Source organism: Paramylibacter kogurei (genome assembly GCF_002742285.1).
GTDB classification, from domain to species: Bacteria; Pseudomonadota; Alphaproteobacteria; order Rhodobacterales; family Rhodobacteraceae; genus Amylibacter; species Amylibacter kogurei.
The window spans coordinates 625,668-649,607 of the sequence record NZ_MDGM01000012.1 but is presented as its reverse complement, the minus strand read 5'-3'; the positions used below and the strand labels follow the sequence as shown (position 1 = coordinate 649,607).

18 protein-coding genes are annotated in these 23,940 nt (G+C 49.0%); 4 read left to right on the top strand and 14 right to left on the bottom strand.

Features of this window, described 5'->3' with window-relative positions; all coding sequences use genetic code 11:
- Positions 1–24: 24 nt before the first annotated feature.
- From BFP76_RS08685 to BFP76_RS08640, 9 genes are all read right to left on the bottom strand, one after another.
- Positions 25–1,020, bottom strand: a complete 996-nt coding sequence (locus BFP76_RS08685) for an SPOR domain-containing protein (RefSeq protein WP_133117416.1) — start codon at positions 1,018–1,020, stop codon at positions 25–27.
- Between the two features lie 129 nt (positions 1,021–1,149).
- On the bottom strand, positions 1,150–1,725 hold the full coding sequence (locus BFP76_RS08680; protein WP_099592830.1) for a DNA-binding response regulator: 576 nt from the start codon (positions 1,723–1,725) through the stop codon (positions 1,150–1,152).
- The gene (locus BFP76_RS08675) at positions 1,722–3,260 is read right to left on the bottom strand and encodes an ATP-binding protein (protein WP_099592829.1); all 1,539 of its coding nucleotides are present in this window, start codon (positions 3,258–3,260) and stop codon (positions 1,722–1,724) included. The genes BFP76_RS08680 and BFP76_RS08675 overlap by 4 nt, the downstream gene beginning before the upstream one ends.
- Positions 3,261–3,332: 72 nt before the next feature.
- Positions 3,333–5,228, bottom strand: a complete 1,896-nt coding sequence (locus BFP76_RS08670) for a propionyl-CoA synthetase (RefSeq protein WP_099592828.1) — start codon at positions 5,226–5,228, stop codon at positions 3,333–3,335.
- Positions 5,229–5,252: 24 nt separating this feature from the next.
- Positions 5,253–7,382: a methylmalonyl-CoA mutase gene (scpA, locus tag BFP76_RS08665; RefSeq protein WP_099592827.1), complete on the bottom strand. Its 2,130-nt coding sequence runs from the start codon at positions 7,380–7,382 to the stop codon at positions 5,253–5,255.
- Entirely contained in the window at positions 7,379–9,379 is a 2,001-nt protein-coding gene (locus tag BFP76_RS08660; RefSeq protein WP_099592826.1) for an acetyl-CoA carboxylase biotin carboxylase subunit, read from the bottom strand. Before BFP76_RS08660 ends, scpA begins: the two co-directional genes overlap by 4 nt.
- A 343-nt stretch (positions 9,380–9,722) precedes the next feature.
- Positions 9,723–10,070 carry a hypothetical protein gene (locus tag BFP76_RS08650; protein ID WP_099592822.1) on the bottom strand — a complete coding sequence of 116 codons (348 nt, stop codon included), beginning with the start codon at positions 10,068–10,070 and terminating at the stop codon, positions 9,723–9,725.
- 19 nt (positions 10,071–10,089) lie between these two features.
- Positions 10,090–10,494 carry a DUF6497 family protein gene (locus BFP76_RS08645; protein WP_133117415.1) on the bottom strand — a complete coding sequence of 135 codons (405 nt, stop codon included), beginning with the start codon at positions 10,492–10,494 and terminating at the stop codon, positions 10,090–10,092.
- Positions 10,464–11,996 carry an acyl-CoA carboxylase subunit beta gene (locus tag BFP76_RS08640; RefSeq protein ID WP_099592819.1) on the bottom strand — a complete coding sequence of 511 codons (1,533 nt, stop codon included), beginning with the start codon at positions 11,994–11,996 and terminating at the stop codon, positions 10,464–10,466. The genes BFP76_RS08645 and BFP76_RS08640 overlap by 31 nt, the downstream gene beginning before the upstream one ends.
- Positions 11,997–12,122: 126 nt before the next feature.
- Between BFP76_RS08640 and BFP76_RS08635 the strand changes: the two genes are divergently transcribed.
- Both BFP76_RS08635 and BFP76_RS08630 read left to right on the top strand, forming a co-directional pair.
- Positions 12,123–13,526, top strand: coding sequence for a helix-turn-helix domain-containing protein (locus tag BFP76_RS08635; protein WP_099592817.1), 1,404 nt, complete (start codon positions 12,123–12,125; stop codon positions 13,524–13,526).
- Positions 13,527–13,585: 59 nt separating this feature from the next.
- Entirely contained in the window at positions 13,586–14,806 is a 1,221-nt protein-coding gene (locus tag BFP76_RS08630; RefSeq protein WP_099592815.1) for a multidrug effflux MFS transporter, read from the top strand.
- 3 nt (positions 14,807–14,809) lie between these two features.
- Here BFP76_RS08630 and betA read toward each other — a convergent pair whose 3' ends face one another.
- The 3 genes from betA to BFP76_RS08615 form a co-directional block, all read right to left on the bottom strand.
- Entirely contained in the window at positions 14,810–16,459 is a 1,650-nt protein-coding gene (gene betA, locus BFP76_RS08625) for a choline dehydrogenase (RefSeq protein ID WP_099592813.1), read from the bottom strand.
- A gap of 7 nt (positions 16,460–16,466) precedes the next feature.
- Entirely contained in the window at positions 16,467–17,918 is a 1,452-nt protein-coding gene (gene betB / locus BFP76_RS08620) for a betaine-aldehyde dehydrogenase (protein WP_099592811.1), read from the bottom strand.
- A 63-nt stretch (positions 17,919–17,981) separates the two neighbouring features.
- Positions 17,982–19,178 (bottom strand): BCCT family transporter, encoded by a 1,197-nt coding sequence (locus BFP76_RS08615; protein WP_099592809.1) that lies wholly within the window; start codon positions 19,176–19,178, stop codon positions 17,982–17,984.
- A gap of 160 nt (positions 19,179–19,338) precedes the next feature.
- Here BFP76_RS08615 and betI point away from each other — a divergent pair, with 160 nt between their 5' ends.
- Positions 19,339–19,920, top strand: a complete 582-nt coding sequence (betI, locus tag BFP76_RS08610; protein WP_099592808.1) for a choline-binding transcriptional repressor BetI — start codon at positions 19,339–19,341, stop codon at positions 19,918–19,920.
- On the opposite strand, the gene betC is transcribed toward betI, so the two are convergent.
- Positions 19,921–21,432 (bottom strand): choline-sulfatase, encoded by a 1,512-nt coding sequence (gene betC, locus BFP76_RS08605; protein WP_099594021.1) that lies wholly within the window; start codon positions 21,430–21,432, stop codon positions 19,921–19,923.
- A gap of 295 nt (positions 21,433–21,727) precedes the next feature.
- Between betC and BFP76_RS08600 the strand changes: the two genes are divergently transcribed.
- Positions 21,728–22,531: an alpha/beta hydrolase gene (locus BFP76_RS08600; protein WP_099592806.1), complete on the top strand. Its 804-nt coding sequence runs from the start codon at positions 21,728–21,730 to the stop codon at positions 22,529–22,531.
- A gap of 25 nt (positions 22,532–22,556) precedes the next feature.
- On the opposite strand, the gene pntB is transcribed toward BFP76_RS08600, so the two are convergent.
- A complete protein-coding gene (pntB, locus tag BFP76_RS08595; protein ID WP_099592804.1) occupies positions 22,557–23,936 on the bottom strand; it encodes a Re/Si-specific NAD(P)(+) transhydrogenase subunit beta in 1,380 nt (459 codons plus the stop codon).
- Positions 23,937–23,940: the final 4 nt, after the last annotated feature.

Sequence of the window (23,940 nt, the reverse complement as noted above, 5' to 3'; positions counted from 1 at the left end):
GGCGCCGGTTAAGGCGCCTTATAATTAATGCTTAACAATCTTGGCAGATTTATATCCTGCGCCAACCGCTTGATATAACGCCGCTTTTGCGGCGGCGGCACTGCTAAATGGGCCGACATTCAATTCGGATTTCGCACCGATTGGTGTGATCAACCCACGATGGCCAGATGTCTTGAACCAATCCAGTGTTTCGCTTGCTTTATCCGCATTGGAAAAATTCGCAACGCGCACGTAATATCCCTCTTTGAAAGATGGCGTTTTTACGGGTTTTGGTTTTGCGACCTTCTTAGGCTTTGCTGTTTTGGCAACCTTTTCAACAGGTTTCGCCGCGACGGGTTCTTTTTCCACCACTTTGGCTGGTTTTGAAATTACAATCTTTGGTGTTTTAACCGGTTCTTCAACCTTGGCCACCGGTTCTGGTTTTTCAAGAACAACTGGTGCATCTGCGGTTTTTGTAGTGTTCGCCTTTTTCTTGCCCAAGCCAAACAACGGTTTACGTGGTTTTGGCTTTTCTTCTGTTTTAGCAGGTGCCTGTACTGTTTCTTCAGCTGCTTTTGGTTCAGCTACAGGAACAGAAACAGTTTCTTCTTCGACCTCGGGTTTCACCCGTTTTGCAAAAAGACCTGATTTAGGTTTCTTTGGTTTTTCGTCAACTTTTGCAACAGCTTCTTCTTCGCTTGGCTCTGGTAGCTCTTCCAATTTGGCAGGTTTTGGTTTCTTGGCGAACAGACCACCACCTGTTTTCGCTTGCGCAACTTTGCCATCACCAAATGTTGGAACGAAAGATGAATCACATAATTGGCGACGCTTGCGATCCACACGTGGTACCCACGTAACCTTGCCCGCATATCCCGAACGCACAAAAACGCAACCTTCGTTATCCACGAATTGCAATCCGCCATATGTATCAGGTGGGGTATTCGCAGGACCTTTTGAATTGGCCAAAGTCTGTGCGTTAGCACCAGCTGCGGTCAGGCTTGACACAACGGCCAAAATTGCAAAATCTCTCAAGTTAATCATCATTTTATCCTGTAAAAAAGGTGCGCGACACCGGATTTATTCCTGTTTGTAACGCCATTGTTGGATTGTTCAAGCATCACAATGTTAATTTGATATGTCTTATACCGCAAAATATGGCAATTTTTGTACCTATTTCCAGTTTTCTTTTTTGCGATAAAGAGTAGATGGCGCCACTTGCAATAAATCCGCAGCCTTTGGCAGCGATCCATTGCAATGTTGAATTGTTGCCTCGATCAAGGCGCGTTCTACCTTTTCAAACGGCAGACCGATTAACGGGCGCACGCGTTCGCTCAGGCGATCATCAAATGCGCCGTCATGGCGAACATCTGGTGCAGCGGTTTGTTCAAGCTGTGCAAATGCATTATTTACTGCTGCGGAAAATTTTTCTTGGCTGACGGGTTTGACCAAAAAATCCGCCCCACCCATTCGCATTGCTTCCACCGCGATGTTCATGGAACCATTTGCCGTGATCACAATGACCTTCAATTTTGGTTTGCGGAGCAAAAAATCCGCAAGCAATTCCAACCCATTGCGATCAGGCAGGCCAAGATCAACCAAGATCACTTCGTAATCATGGGCCATGAATTCTTGTTCTGCCTCTTGCGCAGTTGCGGCAGTGACGGGAATATATCCTGCTTTTCTGAGGTAGGATGCGTAAAGCATCGAAATTGAATCCGTATCCTCGACATACAGCACTTTTTTCATGATGAAATCAGCGCGTTTTGCTGTTTCAGATGATCAACCTCTACGATCAATTTGCTAAGCCCCGTTGCGCATTCCAAATAATAATCGCGCACTTGATCAATTTCTTCGTGATTGGCGGAAATGTTCAAACTTTCAGCGGATTTTTGCACTGATTTTGCGCCAATTGCACCTGCCACGGATACCAAAACATGTGTTTGCGCGCGCACACCTGCAACATCCATTGCAGCTACAAATTTTTTCAACGCCGCCGCGACAGATTTCAAATCAATCAAAATTTTTGACAGCAATTCATGCATATCCTCGCGCCCGACCGAGCTTTCCAATTCGCGATAGATTTCTTGATCGATCAACGGTTCACGACGGTTTTTTTGAATGGCAAATCGGCGCTGATTTTCATCGGTTTTAGCCGCAATGGTTGCGCCAATCGTGGCGCGAAACGCAGCCGCATCTGTGACCGGTTTGGTCACGATATGATCCGCCCCGCCCAGCATAATTTTTTCGCGATCCCCTGGCATCACATATGCAGACACCGCGATAATCGGGATCGCCCCCTTGATATCATCGCGTTTGCGCAATTGCATAATGGTGTCCAAGCCAGACATCACAGGCATTTCAATATCCATCAATGCCGCGTCGAAATCTTCGCTTTCTAATTGTCGCAATGCATCTAGTCCATTGTCGACAACCGTTGGGATAACACCAAATCCTTCGATCTGTTTGCGCAAAACCATTTGGCTTGTCTGGTTATCTTCTGCCAATAAAATACGAAGCCCAGACAAATCAAATTCATCTTCGGGAACATTGCTGGTCTGTTCTGATACGCGCCATGAACTATATGGTATTTCCACGGTGACAAACGCGCCCGTGGTTTGATTGAAAACATCAATTGTTCCATCCAACTGATCAACCAAACGTTTCACAATATGAAGCCCAAGCCCCGTCCCCGACTTTGCCGAATTTTCTGGACGACCTTTGTATTCATATAACAGGCTCAATGCTTCTTTGCTAAACCCCGGACCATTGTCGCGCACAACAAACATCAGGTTTTCATCAAGATTGATCCCAATATCAAGCTGCACCAAACCTTCGTCGCAAAACTTGATCGCGTTTTCCAAAATGTTGGACAGGATACGTTCCAACGCAGTGCGATCAATTTGAATTTTTTCAGGCAAGTTTGGCGCCGAAGTAATTTTAAATTCGATCTGTTTGGCCGATGCACGGCTATGCCAACGGCGTTGAATGTCGCTGACGAATTTCGCAAGTTCGAATGCTCTGATTTCTGTGGCCAGATCGTTTTTTTCACCCTTTAGATTGTCAAACAAAACGGCCAGCATACGTTGCAATGTGTCGCTGGCGCTGCACGCACGATCATAATGAATCTGATTTTCACTGCTTAATTCATCAGTTTCAATGAGCTTTAGCCCATTGATTACATCCGACATGGCCGACTGCAAATCATGCGTGATCATCGGGCGATCTTGCGCTGATTTGGCGGATTTGCTTTGTAAACTGGGCTTTAACCTACGCGGTGACATCTATAATCCAACTCAACCAGAGGGCTTTGTTAAACTATAGATTTTTCACCAAATCTTTGCAACTTGCAAAGATTACCCTTTGGCGGGATAGCCAAGATTGGATAACGCTGTCTCAATTTCACCCAAAATCGCGGGATCATCAATGGTTGCGGGCATCTTCCATTCCGCGCCATCGGCGATTTTCACCATGATACCACGTAAAATTTTGCCCGATCGTGTTTTGGGCAATCGATCCACCACCGTGGCCAATTTAAATGCGGCAACGGGGCCGATTTCGCTGCGCACCAGTTTCACGCATTCGGCCACAATTTCGGATGGATCACGATCCACACCAGCGTTGATGCACAAAAAACCCATCGGCAATTGCCCCTTAAGCGCATCACTCACACCAATCACGGCGCATTCGGCAACATCGGGATGGTTTGATAACACCTCTTCCATTTGTCCTGTGGACAGACGATGCCCCGCCACATTGATCACATCATCCGTGCGCGCCATGATATAAAGATAACCATCTTCATCCACATATCCCGCATCACCGGTTTCATAAAAACCCGGAAATGTTTCAAGATACGCGGATTTATAACGATCCTCTGCATTCCAAAGCGTTGGAAGTGTTCCAGGTGGAAAAGGCAACTTGGCAACAATCGCACCCAGCTCACCCGTTGGTAATGGTTTACCCGCATCATCCACGATTTGAATATCAAAGCCGGGCATCGGCACAGCGGGTGATCCCAGTTTTACTGGCAACTCTTCAATGCCAACAGGATTGCAGACAGCGGGGAAACCAATTTCGGTTTGCCACCAATGATCAATCACAGGCACGCCAAGTTGGTCTTGCGCCCATTTGATTGTATCCGGATCGGCGCGCTCTCCTGCCAAAAACAAATAGCGCAAACCAGACAGGTCATATTTTTTGACAAATTCGCCCTTTGGGTCAACACGTTTGATTGCGCGAAATGCGGTGGGTGCGGTGAAAAATGTTTTCACATCATGTTCTTCGATCACGCGCCAAAATGTCCCCGCATCGGGTGTGCCGATTGGTTTGCCCTCAAACACAATCGTGGTGTTGCCGTGGATCAATGGCCCATAACAAATATACGAATGGCCAACGACCCAGCCCACATCGGATGCGGCCCAGAACACTTCGCCCGGATTCACACCATAAACGTTTTTCATGGTCCAGTTGAGCGCCACCAAATGCCCCGCATTGGGGCGCACAACGCCTTTTGGCTGACCCGTCGTGCCAGAGGTATAAAGAATATATAGCGGATCATTACCCTTAACCGCCACACATTCGGCGGGGCTGATACCTTGTTGGCATTCATGCCAATCCACATCGCGCCCAGCAACCATATCGGCCTGTAATTCATCGCGTTGCAAAATGATACACGTGTCGGGTTTATGTTTTGCCAATTCAATTGCGCCATCCACCAGTGGTTTGTATGCGATCACTCCCGATGGTTCGATCCCACAAGATGCGGCAATAATCGCTTTGGGCGTGGCGTCATCAATACGTGTCGCCAACTCGTTCGCGGCAAATCCACCAAACACCACGGAATGCACCGCACCAATACGTGCACAGGCCAGCATTGCCACCATCGCCTCTGGCACCATTGGCATATAGATGATGACGCGATCACCTTTTTGCACGCCCTGCGCCAAAAGCGCCCCACCCATATTGGCGGTTTTGACTTGCAGTTCAGCAAAGCTAATCTTGGATTTGCGCCCTGTGATTGGGCTATCGTAAATAATTGCGGTTTGATCACCTTTGCCATTTTCGACATGGCGATCAACGGCGTTGTAACAGGTATTCACCTCGGCATCGCAAAACCATTCATAAAGCGGCGCATTGTCATCAAACAATGCCTTGCTTGGTGGTTTGACCCAATCAATCGCCTCTGCGGCCTTCATCCAGAATTTTTCTGGGTCTTGTTGCCATGCTTCGTAAACCTGTTTGTACATTATCGTCTCCTCTTACGATATGTGATATTATTTTTGCACTTGGCGTACCAATTGCAGAACCTCTTTCGCCGCTTGTGGGATGTTCGTGCCGGGGCCGAAAATTGCGCGTACACCACATTGGCGCAAATAATTGTAATCATCGGGCGGGATCACCCCGCCACAAATCACAATCACATTTTCCCCGCCTTTATCCTTGAGCGCATGGATCAACTGTGGGGCAAGCGTTGTATGCCCCGCTGCTTGGGATGAAATGCCAACCACATGAACACCTTGTTCCACCGCATCATCCGCGGCCTCGTCCGGTGTTTGGAACAATGGGCCCATGGTGACATCAAACCCGATATCGCCAAATGCAGATGCAATCACTTTGCCGCCGCGATCATGACCATCTTGGCCAAGCTTCACCACCAACATTTTGGGCGGCGTGCCATGATCTGCTGCAAATTTTGTGACCTCCGTTTGTAACGCTGCAAAATCAGGATCGTCTTTGTAAGCTGCGCCATATACGCCTTTGAGGGTTTTCACCTTGGCGCTATGGCGTCCAAACACATTTTCCATCGCATCGGAAATTTCACCAACCGTTGCACGCGCACGCGCCGCATCAACGGCCAGCGCCAACAGGTTGCCACCGTTTTTCGCACCCATTTCCAATGCAGCCAGTGCGGCGTCACAAGCCGCCGTGTCGCGTGATTTTCGTACCTGTTTCAATCGCGCAATCTGTGCATCGCGCACAGCCGCGTTATCAATTTCGCGCACGTCAATTTTGGGCTCTTCTTCGCGTTGGAATTTGTTCACACCAACGATCACGTCTTCACCGCGATCAACGCGTGCTTGGCGTTGGGCGGCGGCCTCCTCGATCCGCAATTTGGGCATCCCGCTTTCCACGGCCTTGGTCATTCCACCCAATGCATCAACCTCGCAGATCAATTCCCACGCTTTATCCGCCAATTCTTTGGTCAGGCTTTCCACATAATAAGACCCCGCCAACGGATCGACCACATTGGTTATGCCCGTTTCATTTTGCAAAATCAGCTGGGTGTTACGCGCAAGTCGCGCAGATTCATCCGTTGGTAACGCAATCGCTTCGTCATAGCTGTTGGTGTGCAAGGATTGCGTGCCACCCAATGCGGCGGACATTGCTTCGTATGCAGTACGGATTGCGTTATTAAACGGATCTTGTTCTTGCAAGGATACGCCACTGGTTTGACAGTGCGTGCGTAGCATGTTTGATTTTTCGTTCTTTGGTTCAAATTCGGCCATGATACGGTGCCACAACAACCGCGCGGCGCGCAATTTTGCCGCCTCCATGAAAAAGTTCATGCCGATGGCGAAAAAGAATGACAGGCGCGGCGCAAACGCATCCACATCCAACCCTGCCTTGATCGCCGCTTTCACATATTCCTTACCATCGGCAAGTGTGAATGCCAGTTCTTGGACAAGGTTCGAACCCGCTTCGTGAATGTGATAACCACTGATTGAAATGGAATTGAATTTTGGCATATTTTGCGATGTGTAACCGATAATATCTGACACAATCCGCATCGATGGCGCGGGCGGATAGATATAGGTGTTGCGCACCATGAATTCTTTCAAAATGTCATTTTGAATGGTACCCGCCAGTTTATCCGCAGATACGCCCTGTTCTTCGCCCGCAACGATAAAATTGGCCAAAATCGGGATGACTGCGCCGTTCATTGTCATTGAAACAGAAACCTGATCCAGCGGGATGCCGTCAAACAGGATTTTCATATCCTCAACACTATCAATCGCCACGCCCGCCTTGCCCACATCACCCGTCACACGTGGATGATCGGAATCATATCCACGATGCGTGGCCAGATCGAATGCAACAGACACGCCCTGTTGGCCAGCGGCCAAACCCTTGCGATAAAATGCGTTGGATTCTTCGGCTGTGGAAAACCCTGCATATTGGCGGATGGTCCATGGGCGCCCTGCATACATCGTAGCCTTTGGCCCCCGCAGATATGGCGCGGACCCTGGTGTTGAACCCAAGTGATCCAAACCAGCCATATCCTGTTCAGTATAAAGCGGTTTTACCGCGATACCTTCGGGTGTGTCCCACGTAAGATCACTTAAAGATTTGCCGCGAAGCTCTTTATTTGCAACGATTTTCCAGTTTTCAACGTCAGACATCATTCAAACTCCATGATCACGTCATCAACGGCCAAGCTGTCGCCTGTTTGTGCCGCGATTTTGGTGATGGTTGCGCGTTTTTCAGACCGTAATACATTTTCCATTTTCATCGCTTCGACGGTACAAAGCGCCTGACCCTCTTCCACAACATCGCCCACGGCAACATCCATGGAAACGATCAATCCGGGCATTGGGCAAAGCAGCATATTTGACGTATCTGGCACAATGATTTCGGGCATCAATTCGGCCAGTTCCGCGTGGCGTGGCAAGCGTACATTCACCACTAAATCAGCGCCGCGTACCCGCATCCGGATTGCACCGGGAACCTTGGACACTTTCATCACAAATGGTTCGTCGTTGAGCAAAAATGTCGCGAGCTTCGTGCCCGGTTTCCAATCTGATTTCACCCGAACGGTTTCACCATCATCGAACACAACCGTTGATCCATCGCGATCTGCATCAATCGTCACCGCAAATTGGGTGTCTTGCAGTGTGACAACCCAATCGCGCCCCACTTTGCGTTCGTGATTACCAAGCCGCCCAGAAACACGCGCGCGACGAATTTCGGCAACGCGGTGCATGGCGGCGGCGGATGCGGCGACCTTGCGCAAGGATACATCGGGGAGCGTCACTCCCGCAAAACCGTCAGGGTATTCTTCTTCGATGAATGCGGTTGTAATATTGCCTGAAACAAATCGTTCGTGATCCATCACGGCAGACAGGAACGGCAGGTTATGGCCAATGCCTTCAAGCTCGAAACTATCCAATGCGGTGCGCATTTCATCAATTGCATCACCGCGTGTTGGCGCCCATGTACACAGTTTGGCGATCATAGGATCGTAAAACATGCTGATCTCGCCGCCCTCAAAAACGCCAGTATCATTGCGCACGATTGCGCCGTCTGTCGCGGTTTCCGCTGGTGGGCGATAACGTGTCAGACGACCAATGGATGGGAGGAAATTGCGATATGGGTCTTCGGCGTAAAGACGGCTTTCAATCGCCCAGCCGTTAATGCCAATATCCGATTGTTTAAGCGACAATTTTTCACCCGCAGCAGATCGGATCATCTGTTCAACCAGATCAACCCCCGTGATCAATTCGGTAACAGGGTGTTCGACCTGCAATCGCGTGTTCATTTCCAAGAAATAGAAATTGCGATCCCCATCAACTATAAATTCGACAGTGCCCGCAGAGTTATAATCAACCGCCTTGGCCAAGGCGACAGATTGATCGCCCATTGCCTTGCGGGTTTTTTCATCCAAAAATGGGCTTGGGGCCTCTTCAATCACCTTTTGATTGCGCCGTTGAATGGAACATTCACGCTCGTTCAAATAAATACAGTTGCCATGACCATCACCAAGCACCTGAATTTCAATGTGGCGCGGTTGGGTCACGAATTTTTCGATGAAAATGCGATCATCGCCAAAACTGCTCGCGGCCTCTGATTTTGACAGGGCGAAACCTTCGCGCGCTTCGGCATCGTTCCATGCAACACGCATGCCTTTGCCGCCACCACCGGCGGAGGCTTTGATCATCACAGGATAACCAATTTCGTTGCTGATTTTCACAGCATCATCTGCATCTGCAATCAATCCCATGTAGCCGGGAACCGTTGAAACACCCGCTTCTGCAGCCAGTTTTTTCGAAGTGATTTTATCACCCATCGCCTCAATCGCATACGGGTTTGGACCGATGAATGCGATACCTGCCTTTTCCAAGGCCTGTGCAAACAGTTTGTTTTCTGACAGAAACCCATAACCCGGATGCACCGCCTGTGCGCCCGTTTGCTTGATCGCATCCATGATTTTATCAATCACAAGATAGCTTTCGGATGCCGGCGCAGCGCCGATATGTACCGCCTCGTCCGCCATTTCCACATGCAGCGCGTTTTTATCCGCATCGGAATAAACAGCCACGGTTTTGATGCCCATTTTGCGCGCGGTTTTGATGACACGACATGCGATTTCACCACGGTTTGCGATCAGAATTTTATCAAACATCAGAGACCCTTTGCATTGGAAAGACAGGTTACAGAATTGGTTTCAGGCGCATCGACCATGAAAAAAACCCCCGCTCGCAAAACACGAATGGGGGTCAGTAGAGGGGAAATGAAACAGCGAACTGGATTAACCAAATTGGCCATCTCAATAGTGTTGATAGGTGTTGGACAGGCGTCCACAAACGGCATCAACAACCGTTTTGCATGCGCATTGGAAATGACATTCCCCATACGCACAGATCGAGCGTAAGGCGCACCTGCCGCCACGGCAATTCTTAACATTTTCGTGATTGGGTTATCGGCAATTTGCCGCCAAATTTGATGTTGGTTAAGCCAATCCATGCTTAGTCTTCCTCAAATATCTGTGGAAAATTCACCATCGCTTTGGCCATATTCACCTGTAATAAGGCTTCGTAATCTGCTGGATCAAAGTCACCAACGGGCATGACTTCGCGCCCCAAAAGCCAACTCAACCGACCTGCATCCAAATTGCCACGTTCAAACGGTTCTTCGCCAAAATGTTCTATCAATGCTTCTAGAAACGCCTGATCGGCGAGCCGATCGGCATGACGGCGATCCGCATAACGTTCGCGCGCCTTAAGCGGTGTTGCACCCGCCTTGTTGGGACGGCGGATAGTGAATTGAAAGTCTGAACTTGGCAGACGTGATGGAAACCCACGATGTTTGATCATTTGATTTCAGCCTTTATTGTTAGTGCCACGTGCATTGGCCCGTGGTGATGTCATAAAATGACATGAATTGTTTTACGTCTGGATCGGCATCGCCATATGCGATTGGCTGATCCATAATGCGTATCGAAACTTCGTCCGTTTCTTGTCCGCTTTGCGCAACTTCTGCCAGTGCGAAATTTTCGCAAAGATAATCCAGATCAACCGATGCCGTTTCATATTCAACAGACGAAAGATCATCGGCAAGAAACCCAAGATATAAGAGCGATGGTTCACCATCCTCGACAATTTGGCGTAGATCATACAGCTGTACCACCAAGCCAGACGGCAAATCAGGCACAGGTTGTGCCATTGCCCCACCAGCAAATGCCAGCAATCCTATCGCGCCATATTTGATCATAGCGGCAGGTTGTCGTGCTTTTTCCACGGGTTATCCAACTTCTTGGTTTTTAACCCTGCGAATGCACGGCAAATGCGGCTTCGGGTGTTGCGGGGCAAGATGACTTCGTCCACGAAACCACGTTCGGCAGCGACAAATGGATTGGCAAAGCGGTCTTCGTAATCGGCAACATGAGCGTCGATTTTTTCCTGATCACCCAAATCGGAACGATACAAAATTTCAACTGCACCCTTGGCCCCCATCACCGCGATTTCCGCTGTTGGCCAACAGTAATTCACATCACCACGCAGATGTTTTGGTGCCATCACACAATACGCGCCACCATATGCCTTGCGTGTGATCACCGTAACCTTTGGTACCGTCGCCTCGCCATAAGCATAGAGAAGTTTCGCACCATGTTTAATCACGCCACCATATTCTTGTGATGTGCCGGGCATAAACCCTGGCACATCGACCAAGGTTAGGATCGGAATATCAAACGCATCACAGAACCGTACAAATCGCGCAGCCTTTCGCGCACTGTCGATATCCAAAACACCTGCCATCACCATCGGCTGATTGGCAACGACGCCAACGGTGCTGCCTTCAAGTCGCATGAAGCCGGTTATGATATTCTTCGCAAAATCCCGTTGGATTTCGTAAAAATCCCCCTCATCGCCGATTTTTTCAATCAGCTCGTGCATATCATAAGGCGTATTGGGGTTTTCTGGGATCAACGTATCCAACGATTTTTCGCGGCGCGTTGGATCGTCAAAAAATGGGCGCACGGGTGGTTTTTCGCGGTTATTCAACGGCAGAAAATCAACCAAGCGGCGCACTTCCATCAATGCATCCATGTCGTTTTCAAATGCACCATCGGCAACAGATGATTTGGTTGTGTGGGTTTTGGCACCCCCCAATTCCTCTGCGGTGACAACTTCGTTCGTGACGGTTTTCACCACATCAGGGCCTGTCACAAACATATAAGAGCTGCCTTTGACCATAAAGATAAAGTCAGTCATCGCGGGCGAATACACCGCACCACCCGCACATGGCCCCATGATCACGCTGATCTGTGGCACCACGCCAGATGCAAGGATGTTGTTTTGAAACACATCCGTATAACCCGCAAGGGATGACACGCCCTCTTGGATACGTGCACCACCTGAATCGTTCAGGCCAATGATCGGTGCGCCATTTCGCATCGCCATTTCTTGAATTTTACAGATCTTTTTGGCGTGTGTTTCGGACAATGACCCACCCAAAACGGTGAAATCTTGGGAATAGACATAAACCATACGCCCATTAATCGTGCCCCACCCCGTGATTACACCATCACCGGGAACCTTGTTATCCGCCATGCCAAAATCGGTACAGCGGTGTGCCACGAACATGTCGTATTCCTCAAAGGAATCCAGATCGAGCAAGACTTCGATACGTTCACGTGCGGTTAATTTACCTTTGCCATGTTGTGCGGCAACACGTTTTGCCCCGCCGCCTTGGCGCGCTTGGTCGCGTCGCTCTTCCAGCGCTTGAATAATATCTTGCACGGTATCCTCCCTTAAGTGTTTCTTTGTTTTAGCAAATTTAAGCCAGCAATAAAGGATTACATGGCATAGTTGCAAATATTTGACAAATGATGTATTGCAAACTGCAAATTTGCAAAGTTTATACAAATGTCCAACAAACTCTACGCTGGCGTTGCCTTGCGTGAAACCCGTCAAAAATTTGATCTCACGCAGAAAGATTTTGCGCAACGCTTGGGCGTGTCCCTGCCCTATCTCAACCAGATGGAAAACAACCATCGCCCGATTGCCAGCTCGGTGATACTCGCCCTTGCGCAAAACTTTGGGTTTGATGTGACACAACTTCGCCAAGGGGGCGCAGAACGGTCTCTTGCGGATATGAAAGAGGCATTGGCCGATCCTGTGTTTGCAGAACTATCCCCACCCATGGCCGATTTGCAATTGATGGCCACCAACGCGCCCACCCTAACCCGTGCTTTTTTAGAATTGCATCGCAATTACAAACAAACCCAAGAACGCCTTGCCTCTTTGGACGAGGCATTGGGCCGTCAAGAAACCGGTATCGTGCAATCCCCATGGGAAGAAGTGCGCGATTTTTTCCATTATTGCGACAATTACATTGATGCGGTGGACAAGGCCGCAGAAAGCTATGCCGCCAAGGCGGATATTTTGGATGGCGATGGGCGCAAGGCCGCCGCGGATTGGTTGATGGCGCGCCACGGTGTGGATGTGAAATATGATCACGACACACAGTTGCGCCGATTTGATCCCGATCAAAACATCCTATTTTTAAACCAACATGTGGGCGCCGAAACGCAATTGTTTCAGATCATCCATCAAACCGCGCTGATCGAACATGATGATTTGCTGGAAATGACGTTGGATACCGCGCGGTTTCAATCCGATGCAGCGCGCGCGATTTGCAAAATCGGGCTGGCGAATTATTTTGCGGGGGCTGCCGTCATGCCCTATGCGCGTTTTTTACAGGCGGCACAGGAACACCGCCATGATTTGGAACATTTGGGACATCTGTTTAACGCATCCGTCGAACAGGTTGCACATCGCCTGTCCACATTGCAGCGCCCAGGATTAAAGGGAATACCGTTTTTCTTTGTTCGTGTGGATCAGGCGGGTACGATTACCAAACGCCATTCATCCACACGGATGCAATTTGCCCGATTTGGCGGCGCGTGTCCATTGTGGAATGTGCACCGTGCATTTGAAACACCGGGTCAATTTTTGCGCCAATTGGCGGAAACACCCGATGGCGTGCGATACCTGTGTTTGGCACGCGAGGTCAGCAAACCGGGTGGATCGTTTCACGCCCCCACACGGCGTTATGCAATTGGGCTGGGATGCGAGGTAAAACATGCAGCGTCCTTGGTTTACGCCGATGATCTTGCGCCGCGCAAAGACAGCGCATTTGAACCCATCGGTATTTCGTGCCGCATTTGCGAGCGGGAAAATTGCCACCAGCGTTCTGTTCCGCCATTGGAACGTAAACTCGACATTGATATGCAAACGCGCGGTGTTGTTCCTTATCGTCTTGGATAAAGATAACATTGTTAACTTTATTCTGGACAAGGCTTGGGCATGGGCATAGCAATTCCCATATGAAACATCTTCCACCCCCTACGTTTCTAAATAAAGAGACCCCGCCGCATATCTTCACGCTTGTTGCAATTGCTGGTGTTACTGCGATCCCGCTCAATATTTTCTTGGCCACGCTGCCCGCGATGGCCGAATATTTTGATACGCCCAATTCAATGATGCAATTGGCCGTATCTGGGTATTTGGCACTAACGGCGGTGATCCAATTGATTATTGGACCATTGTCTGATCGGTACGGGCGCCGCCCTGTCATGCTGGGTGCGCTCGCGATATTTTCGCTCGCATCCGTGGGGGCCGCGTTATCGCAAAGCTTTGTTATGTTTATGATCTTTCGCGCTTTTCAAACCGCGGCGAGCACGGGCATGGCGATTTCGCGTGCCACCGTGCGCGATATGGTGGCGCGTGACAAAGCGGCAAGCCTGATTGGATATGTCACAATGGGCATGTCGCTGGCGCCAATGGTCGCCCCACCAATCGGTGGGTTCTTGGGCGCTGCATTTGGCTGGCAGGCAAATTTTTATGTGCTTACCGCAGCGGGAATTTTGGTGTTTGCACTGGCTTATTTTGACCAAGGCGAAACAAATATCAATAAATCCACCAGTATCGGTGCACAGTTTCGCGCATATCCCGAATTGTTGTCATCGCGGCGATTTTGGGGATATGCGGCAACCAATGCGTTCGCGGCGGGTACCTTTTTTGCTTATCTTGGCGGTGCACCGTTTATCGCAAAAGAAGTGTATGGTCTGGGGCCCAGCACAATTGGTATTTACCTGATGATTACCCCAATTGGTTACATGCTCGGCAATGGGATCAGCGGGCGTTTTGCAACAACAATGGGTATTGAACGCATGTTAATGCTGGGTGGTATTACAACCGTTTTGCCGATGCTGATTTCAATGGCCGTGATTGCGGCGGGTGTCACGCATCCCCTTGGCCTGTTTGCATTTACATTTTTCATTGGGTTTGGCAACGGGATGGTATTGCCCAGTGCGAATGCAGGTTTATTGGATGTAAATCCGCATCTTGCAGGATCCGCATCCGGTTTAGGTGGTGCAGTTTTAACCTTTGGTGGGGCCATATTGGCTGGGTTTACGGGTTACTTGATGGTGGATAGCACCACGGCCATTCCACTGGTTGCCTGTATTTTCGCAAGTTCGTTTATTGCACTCATCACTTCGATTGTAACGATCCGCATCGAACGCGCCGTGCGGATCGCCACTTAAATATCAACGCTGCGTGTTTTCAAAATCAGGGTGAAGCCAAGGTTGCAAATTCGATTTTGGCAACATCTTCTTGCCCAAAATGTGATCCGCTGCTTTTTCCCCAACCATAATCGATGGGCCATTTAAATTACCATTTGTGACCCGTGGGAAAATTGAGCTGTCCGCAACGCGCAGCCCATCAACACCGATCACGCGGCATTCTGGATCAACCACGGCCATTGGATCATCAATCGCACCCATTTTACATGTGCCACAGGGGTGATAGGCGCTTTCGACATGTTCGCTGATAAATTCATTCAGCTCTTCATCCGTTTGCATGGCTGCACCTGGTTGAATTTCTTTGCCTGCATATGGTTTAAACGCATCTTGGGCAAAAATTTCACGCGTTAAGCGGATGCAATTGCGAAAATCGGCCCAATCTTGTTCGGTGGACATGTAGTTAAACAGGATTTTTGGCGCATCCTTAGGATCCGATGATTTTAGCGTCACTGATCCGCGCGAAGCGGAACGCATTGGCCCCGTATGTGCCTGAAAACCGTGCCCCTCTGCGGCGGCCTTACCATCGTATCGCACAGCAATGGGTAAGAAATGATATTGAATATCTGGATAATCAACACCCTTATCTGATCGGATGAACGCAGCCGATTCAAATTGATTTGATGCCCCCAACCCCGTTTTGGTGAACAACCACTGTGCACCAATCATGGCCTTGCTGAATATATTCCAATGTTTGTAAAGCGTGATGGGTTGCAGGCTTGCCACCTGCATATACAGTTCCAAATGGTCTTGCAGATTTTGCCCAACACCTGCACGATCGGCAACAACATCAATGCCATGTTCGCGCAAATGTGCCGCAGGACCAATGCCCGACAACATCAATAATTTTGGCGTATTGAATGAAGACGCTGCAAGGATAACTTCGTTATTCGCATGAATGATTTCACTGCGGCCATTGCGTTCGATTTCCACGCCAACAGCACGGCCATTTTCAACAATAACTTTTTGCGCCAAACCATTCACAATATTACAATTTTCACGTTTCAACGCAGGGCGCAAATATGCATTTGCCGCCGACCAGCGCCGCCCCTTGTAAACGGTTTGCTCCATCGGGCCAAAGCCTTCTTGCTTTTCCCCGTTATAGTCGTCGCTAACTTCGTAACCTGCCTGTTCACCCGCCTTTACAAAAGCATGAAACAACGGATTTTTGCGCGGGCCGCGAGTGACATGCAATGGGCCGTCAGTGCCGCGAAATTCAGATGCACCACCATGCCAAGTTTCCATACGTTTGAAATAGGGCAACACGTCGGCATAGCTCCAGCCAGACGCGCCGCTTTCATCCCAATGATCAAAATCACGCGCATGACCGCGCACAAATACCATACCATTAATGGAAGATGATCCACCAATCACCTTGCCCCGCGGGGCGGCCAATTTGCGCCCGCCCAGATGAGGTTCGGGTTCGCTTTCATATCCCCAATCATACATCGACATATTCATTGGATATGACAGTGCCGCAGGCATTTGAATAAACGGCCCCATATCGGTGCCACCATGTTCGATCACCAGCACAGAATTTTTACCATCCTCAGACAGGCGATAGGCCATGGCACAACCAGCAGAGCCAGCACCAACAATTACATAATCAGCAGTCATAGTCATATCAGTAAGGTGAATCCACAGGGCCCATTTTCACATAGACGGTTTTCATTTGGCTGTAATGGTTGATCGCTTCTTTGGAATTTTCGCGCCCAACACCGGACATTTTCACACCACCAAACGGTGCCTCGACAGGTGCATCGTTATAGGTGTTGATGTAACATGTGCCCGCTTCTAATTGATCAATCACGCGATGTGCGCGGGTAATGTCATTGGTGAATACACCAGCAGCAAGCCCAAGATCGGTATCATTGGCGCGTTTGATCACCTCTTCTTCTGTGTCAAATTCCAACACAGACATCACAGGGCCAAAAATTTCTTCGCGTGCGATGGTCATATCATCGGTCACATCGGAAAATGCGGTAGGCTGAATGTAGTAACCATCACCATCAACGGCGTTGCCACCTGTAATCAGGGTCGCGCCCTCTGATTTACCTTTTTCGATGAAACCCAAAACGATATCGCGTTGGTTTTTGGAAACCATCGGGCCCATTTGGGTTTCTTCATCCAATGGATCACCCAGTTTGATTTGTTCGGCACGTTCAGCGAAGCGTTTTAGGAATTTATCCTTAATCCCCTTTTGCACAAACACACGTGTTCCGTTTGAACACACCTGACCCGTGGAATACATATTGCCAAGCATGGCACCACCCACGGCGTTTTCGACATCCGCATCATCAAAAATGATCAGCGGGGATTTCCCGCCCAGTTCCATGGTGACATGTTTCATACCCTCGGCGGCGGCGGCGTAAACCTTGCGCCCTGTTGGGGCGGAACCTGTGAGTGATACTTTGTCCACGCGTGGATCTGTGACCAGTGCCGCACCCACATCACCATATCCTTGGACAACATTGTAAATACCAGCGGGTGCGCCCGCCTCGATCAAAATTTCTGCAACTTTCAATGCGCAAAGTGGTGTTGTTTCAGATGGTTTAAATACCATCGCATTACCACATGCCAATGCTGGTGCACCTTTCCAGCATGCAATTTGTGTTGGATAATTCCACGCACCAATCCCGACACAGACACCCAACGGTATGCGTTTGGTATAGACCCAATCATCGCCCAATTGGATATGTTCGCCAGTCAAACTGCCAGCCAAACCACCAAAATATTCCAACGCATCCGCACCCGATGTGGCATCCACATAAAGCGTTTCTTGCATCGGTTTGCCTGTATCCAGCGTTTCCAGCTCGGATAATGCGCGATTGCGTTCACGAATAATATCAGCGGCACGTCGCAAAACACGGCCCCGTTCGGTGCCCGATAATTTTGCCCATGCTTTTTGTGCATCGCGCGCGGCATTCAATGCCTGTCCAATGATGGCAGGTGTCGCCGAATGAAGTTTTGCAATCACCTCGCCTGTGGCGGGGTAGACGCATTCAATCACTTTGCCTGCGGTGTCTTCGACATATTCGCCATTGATAAAATGGCTTGCTTTTGGTTGTGCGCGCATCTGCGATACTTTCTTTGGTTTGCGCGGTTTTCGACAATGCCGAAAACCGCAGTTGTTTATAATTTAATGTGCTTTCTCGATTTTAGAAAAATCAAGCGTGCGATCCTCTGGGGATGAATTGATGGCCATCACTTCGCTGCGTTTTGTGAACAAGATGAACAACAAACATGCAAAGTAAATTCCGACAACCACAGCACCAATCCATTGGATTTGCAACCATTGGCTCTTGAACAGAATGGTGAGCAAGAACAATACCGCAACGTTCCCTGCTATATATAACGGGCGCCCGAAACGATCCGCTGTGAGGGATAGGTTATCTGTGTAAAGGCGGATCAAACTGTCCAGTGAGTTAATCACAAAGGTTATGCCCACCACGATCATGGCCAAATTCACAACACCTTCGGTTGGGATGGCATTAAGATGATAGAAATACAAAACGCTAAACCAAACGGCCAACGGAATGGATGGGAATATCAACAAAGAGAGCAAAACCTGCCATGTTGTCAAACCACCCACAAAACGTGATGTAAATTGCCCGATCATGATTGACCATGCAAACCACCAGAACAGATAGAATTCGTGATAATCTGTTAGCGGCAAAACGAATTTGTGCAGATTGCCAAAATAACCACCGATATTGCCAATGGTTGAACCAAATTCAGACAGGCTCATCCCTGCATATATCCACATGCCCAAAATCAGCGCCATGAACAAAAATGTTGATCCCACACTTAGGATACGCACAAATTTAATGTCCGTACTGGAATATGCCGCGGCCAAAATCACCGCAAACACGATCACATAAAATGTCGCGACAACCGATTCACCATCGCCAATTTCGGGAATATACCCAGGCAAATAGATCAAAAACAAACTGGCGGTGAACGCACATGTGCCAATAATCACGATGTTATTTAAGATCCGAACGGCAGGAATTTCAAAAAATTTCACCCTTGGTTCGATGACACAGAAATAAAACGCTGTCAGGAAATAAAAGGCCCAGATCAGGAACCCCCAAAATCCAAATTCAATTGCCAATGGATTTGTGAATGAATATGCGGCCTCCTCCGCGTATCCCCCAAATTCCGTCAACGGAAACATAATCAGCCCAACATCCAATCCGGATGTGAACAAAATTGCGATGAATGTGAACAATGGCACCGGTGTTACCCCGATACATTTCACGTTCCACCATTTGATGACGCAAAAAATCACCAGCGCGAACGCCAGTAATACGCCAAATGTTAGTATTAATTGCATTGGTACCCTCCCTTTATCAGACCTTTTTGGCCCTTTTTTGGTGATCAGAGCATACGCGGCAAATTTAATATTTCAAAACAAAAATTTAAATAGCCATTTAAGTTTTTCAACAATTAATTAAACTATTGAAAGAGCAGAAAAAAATCTGCACTGTATTCTCATGACACGAAAAACCATCCGCGATATTCGAAGCGAAGAATTGATAGATGCCGCGATTCTTGCGGTGCACGAACGTGGTTATGGCGTTGTGACCATGTCGGAAATTGCGGCGCGTGCGGGAACGTCCGCTGCAAGCATCAATTATTATTTTGGCAGCAAAGAACAATTGATGGAATCCACCATGCGGCGTTTGTTGGATATCCTCAAACAGGCGTTATTGCTGCGATTTGAAAATACCAGCAATGCCCATGAACGGCTGATGGCGATTTGTGATGCCAATTTTGATGACGCATTATTCACCGTGGAACAAACCAGCGTGTGGATTCAGTTTTGGTCGCACGCGCCCTATTCTACTAGTCTTTCGCGGTTGCATCGTATTAACCGATCACGCGTGCGTTCGCATTTTCGCGCAGAGTTGAAACAATTGCTGCCCCCTGAAACCCGCGAAACGGTGCGTCGTGCGTTACAAGCCTATATGGATGGGGTTTGGTTGGAAGCAGCACAGACAGAGGCCGAACAGCTCGCCCCTGCTGATGCACGCCGCGCGGTGCGCGACGTGGCGGCGTTATTGCTTGCGCGGTAATTATTCGCCGCGCGGAAAACGTTTGTCATTTTCCAAATTATCCAAATTCATGTGATTGCGCATATATCGCTCTGATGCTTTTTGAAGTGGTTGGTAATCCCATGGATAATATTCACCATTGCGCAACGCCTCGTAAACCACCCAGCGCCGCGCTTGGCTTTCGCGCACGGCGGCGTCGAACGCATCCAAATCCCATCGCGCCTCTGATTTTGCACGTAATTGCACCAAGGTACCTTGGTGTTGGGGGGCTTCTGCCAGATTGTTTAATTCATGCGGATCATCGTCGAGATTAAACAGCTGATCCATATCCAATTCACAGCGGTTATATTTCCATTGTTGATACCGCAAAGAAACCATCGGGGCATAGGATGCCTCTGCTGCGTATTCCATTGCCACGGGGGAAGTACGTTTCCCCCCTTGCCCCAAATGCACCAAACTTTCACCTTCGACCCAAGGCGCAATTTCATCCATGCTCACCCCCGCCAAATCGCAAAGCGTTGGTGTGACGTCGATATTGGAAACGGGCGTAGTGATCAAACCCGCCTCCATTTCGGGTGATGATACCATCAATGGCACACGTGCCGATCCCTCAAAAAATGACATTTTAAACCAAAGCCCGCGTTCACCCAGCATATCACCGTGATCGGATACAAATAAAATTGTTGCCTCTTGGCGGGTATTTTCCAAGGCTTCCAAGATTTCACCGATTTTATCATCGAGATAGCTGATATTGGCAAAATATGCGCGCCGCGCACGTTTGATATTATCTTCTGTTATATCGTAGCTACGCCAATCATTCGCATCGAATATCCGTTTGGAATGTGTATCATGATCGTCATATGTCATCGCGGGAACTTCGGGTAACAGATGTTCGCAATCCTCATATAAATCCCAATATTTTTTGCGCGCGACATAAGGATCATGCGGATGGGTAAAGCTGGCGGTTAAACACCACGGGCGATCATCCAACCCACGCGCCAAATCGTAAACCTTGCGCGTTGCATTATATGCCACCTCATCATCATATTCCATCTGGTTAGAAATTTCGGCCACACCCGCGCCCGTGACAGATCCCATATTGTGATACCACCATTCAATGCGTTCACCCGGTTTGCGATAATCGGGGGTCCAACCAAAATCGGCGGGGTAAATATCGGTGGTAAGGCGTTCTTCGAACCCATGCATTTGATCTGGGCCAACGAAATGCATCTTGCCCGACAAACAGGTTTGATATCCCGCGCGGCGCAGATGATGGGCATAGGTTGGAATGTCGGATGCAAATTCCGCAGCATTGTCATAAACGCGGCTTCGGCTGGGCAGCAAGCCTGACATAAACGATGCCCGCCCCGGTGCGCAAAGCGGTGATGCGGTATAGGCATTTTTGAACCGCGTGGAACGCGCCGCCAGTTTTTTTAAATTGGGCGCGTGCAACCAATCAGCAGGGCCATCGGGGAAAAGCGTCCCGTTGAGTTGATCGACCATAATGATCAAAATATTGGGTGCTTTGGTCATGTCCATTCCTTTGAGTGATGCCGTCCATGCGTGAATAATTGTAATAAACCCCCTCGCATATGCGCAGGCTAACCAAATTTTAATAAACTACATCCTAAAATAACGACAAGTTTTAGTAGAAAAGGAATAAAAAATGTCTTTTCTTTTGGGCGCTGGCGTCGGTGTTATCGTTGGCTGGTTTGCTGTAGAAATCTTTGATTTGATTGCCGATCGCATGGATGATCATTATCGAAGCGAGTTGCATTAAATATAATCCGTACTATCCTGCTGCTTTTAAGCATCAAAAGGGTTCAAGATGCGAAAGCTTTTTCTTGCAGGGATTATTGTATATCTTGGGGCGTTCGCGGTGTTATACGCGTTGCGGCTCCATGTCATTTATTCGTTTGATACCACCGAACACGACCCAGCCGCATTCAGCTTGCCACAAATCAAAACCATTGATTTCAAAAGCTTTGACAACACCAATTTGATCGTTTGGGCTCAGCCTGCGGTCGGAGACAATCCAACCATAATCTATTTCCATGGCAACGCTGGCAATCTGGCCAATCGTGCGGCACGGTTTCAGGCCATTGTGGATCGTGGATATGGATTGGTGGCAATGGCCTATCGGCGGTCATCAGGATCAGAGGGCGATCCAAATGAAGCATTGATCAGACAAGATTCGATTTATCTGATTGAAAACCTGTCTGCGATATTGGGAACCCCACCAGCGGGCAACGTTTTTTATTATGGCGAAAGTCTTGGTACGGCCGTTGCAATCCAACTTGCCAACACACACCCACCAGCGGCATTGATGTTAGAGGCACCGTTTACATCACTGATCGACGTGGCGGCGGGTATGTATCCATATTTTCCCGTACGCCTTGCGCTTGGCCCGATGTGGATGTCAAAGGATACGTTGCAAAATATTGATGTACCGCTGTTTGTTATTCACGGCGATGCAGACCAAGAAGTCCCGCTTGCCATTGGGCAATCTGTGTTCGCCGTATCCCCTGCGCAAGATAAAGTGATGGAAATCGTCAAGGGTGGGCATCATACCGATCTATGGTCGGTTGGCGGGCAACCCGCGATTTTTGAATTTATCGACGTACGCAAATAAAAGGGCCCACAAGGGGCCCTTAAACTTAGCTGATGGATTGTAGCAATTGATCAAGGCTTGCCTTGGCATCACCATATAACATCCGCGTGTTTTCCTTGAAAAACAGTGGGTTTTCGATACCCGAATAACCCGTACCTTGCCCCCGCTTGGAAACAATCACATTTTTCGCTTTCCACACTTCCAATACGGGCATGCCCGCGATGGGTGAATTGGGGTCTTCTTGTGCGGCGGGGTTTACGATGTCGTTGGATCCAATCACGATCACCATATCGGTTTCAGGGAAATCATCGTTGATTTCATCCATTTCCAACACGATGTCATATGGCACCTTGGCCTCTGCCAACAACACGTTCATGTGGCCAGGCAAACGCCCCGCAACGGGATGAATGGCGAAACGCACCTCTTTGCCCTTGTCACGCAAACGACGGGTTAGCTCGGACACGGATTGCTGAGCCTGTGCCACGGCCATACCGTAGCCTGGAACAATCACGATGCTGTCAGCATCTTGCAATTGTGCAGCAACCGTATTCACATCTGTTGCGACCATTTCCCCATCGATTTCCATCGCAGGGCCAGTTGCCCCACCAAAACCGCCAAGGATCACGCTGATAAATGAACGGTTCATCGCCTTACACATGATATATGACAGGATCGCACCGGATGACCCAACAAGTGCACCCGTGACGATCAACAAATCATTGCCAAGCAAGAAACCTGTCGCCGCTGCCGCCCAGCCAGAATAGCTGTTCAACATTGACACCACGACGGGCATATCCGCACCACCAATGGCTGCAACCAAATGCGCACCAACGGCAAATGCAATGAACATCATCAAATATAATGTCCAACTTCCCGCATGGTTCATATACATGATCAACAGGATAAAGCTGATAACCAACGCGGCGATATTCAAACCATGGCGATAGGGTAAAACCAACGCTTTGCCATCCAGTTTCCCCGCCAGTTTACCATAGGCAACGATCGAACCGGTAAAGGTAATCGCGCCGATAAACACGCCCAGGAAAATCTCGATTTCGTGGATCACGATTTCCGCATGAGACAAACCATGCGTGCCAACGATGTCGGAATTTAGCCCGATAAACACCGCTGCCAAACCAACAAAGCTGTGCAATGCAGCAACCAATTGCGGCATTTCGGTCATTTCCACACGTTGTGCCACGGTCATGCCCAAAAATGCACCGATCCCCAACAGCGGGATCAATACGGCATATGACCAACCGCCAACGCCTGGCCCAAACACCGTTGCGATCACCGCGATTGCCATGCCGACTATGCCATACCAAACGGCACGTTTGGCTTTTTCTTGATTGCTTAACCCGCCAAGCGCGAGGATGAACAAAACTGATGCTGCGATATATGCAGCGGTAACGATACCAATGCTCATGATC